The organism is Gilliamella sp. App2-1 (assembly GCF_001690255.1).
Taxonomy (GTDB): domain Bacteria; phylum Pseudomonadota; class Gammaproteobacteria; order Enterobacterales; family Orbaceae; genus Gilliamella; species Gilliamella apicola_G.
This window is the reverse complement of the sequence record NZ_LZGR01000060.1, coordinates 1-1,716: the sequence shown is the minus strand read 5'-3', so window position 1 is coordinate 1,716 and position 1,716 is coordinate 1. Positions and strand designations below refer to the sequence as shown.

Below are 1,716 nucleotides of genomic sequence, written 5' to 3'. Positions count from 1 at the left end.
TATAAGGGCCTTTATCTAGATCGCCAAACCAACCAAAAATTTGTGGACGGTATTTTGATGGCATGATGACTCTCCTTTTTATTTATTCATCGTGAAATGGGTTACTGCTGCGATTTATGATAAGTGGGATTTCGTCATTATCTTAGCTATTCCGTTATATTGTGCCGTTGTTTAATTTCAGCTAACTCTTCTAATGATGTGGCATTAAACGCTTCAATCATCCATTCTGGCCAGCCTTGACCGTCAATCCTATGGGCTTTAAATTCCGCTTCTTGATCTGATTTATATTCGCCATCATCGATATTGGCTGATTTATAAAAGACCATAAAACTATTAATCCAACCCCAAACAAATGTGCTCCCTGCGCCGGCTCGAATGGGATCTAACATGATATGATCAATCACTTGATGCGTTCCCGGTTGGCACACCATTAATACGGTCGAGGTTAAGGCATTACGCGACATATTATGGATAATAACACCATGCAAATCATCCCAATCATACTCTTTTATACGGCGTTTTTTCGGTTGTAAAAATACCGCAGGATGCCGTAAAAACTTAAAGTTAAAAAAGTCACTTTCGTTGACATAGACTTTACCCGTTTTACGGTTAAATATAATGGGACTACCACGACGGGAAAATAGATAATGATACACTTGGGGAATAACATAATACATAGCGAGACAACAGATAATAAAACCCAAAATTACTACTATATCAATAAATTCTATTTTAGAGCTATCATGGTGTACCAACAACCAAAGACATCCAATGATAGCTCCACTCCCACAAATAATAGCAACAAAATAAAGGCAAGCATAAAAAATCTGATCATTGAGATCCTGACGAATAAAGGCACAGTAGTTATTATTGGCATAGCTTAAGCGACGATCATGCAGGGGCACACTATAAGGGCCTTTATCTAGATCGCCAAACCAACCAAAAATTTGTGGGCGGTATTTTGATGGCATGATGACTCTCCTTTTTATTTATTCATCGTGAAATGGGTTACTGCTGCGATTTATGATAAGTGGGATTTCGTCATTATCTTAGCTATTCCGTTATATTGTGCCGTTGTTTAATTTCAGCTAACTCTTCTAATGATGTGGCATTAAACGCTTCAATCATCCATTCTGGCCAGCCTTGACCGTCAATCCTATGGGCTTTAAATTCCGCTTCTTGATCTGATTTATATTCGCCATCATCGATATTGGCTGATTTATAAAAGACCATAAAACTATTAATCCAACCCCAAACAAATGTGCTCCCTGCGCCGGCTCGAATGGGATCTAACATGATATGATCAATCACTTGATGCGTTCCCGGTTGGCACACCATTAATACGGTCGAGGTTAAGGCATTACGCGACATATTATGGATAATAACACCATGCAAATCATCCCAATCATACTCTTTTATACGGCGTTTTTTCGGTTGTAAAAATACCGCAGGATGCCGTAAAAACTTAAAGTTAAAAAAGTCACTTTCGTTGACATAGACTTTACCCGTTTTACGGTTAAATATAATGGGACTACCACGACGGGAAAATAGATAATGATACACTTGGGGAATAACATAATACATAGCGAGACAACAGATAATAAAACCCAAAATTACTACTATATCAATAAATTCTATTTTAGAGCTATCATGGTGTACCAACAACCAAAGACATCCAATGATAGCTCCACTCCCACAAATAATAGCAACAAAATA

At 37.8% G+C, this 1,716-nt stretch carries 2 protein-coding genes; both read right to left on the bottom strand.

The features are described 5' to 3' along the window. Positions 1-146 precede the first annotated feature (146 nt). Positions 147-971 (bottom strand): DUF6708 domain-containing protein, encoded by an 825-nt coding sequence (locus A9G22_RS08275; protein WP_075508092.1) that lies wholly within the window; start codon positions 969-971, stop codon positions 147-149. A gap of 82 nt (positions 972-1,053) precedes the next feature. Further along, a partial coding sequence (locus tag A9G22_RS11405; protein ID WP_218058784.1) for a DUF6708 domain-containing protein occupies positions 1,054-1,716 on the bottom strand: 663 nt, incomplete at its 5' end.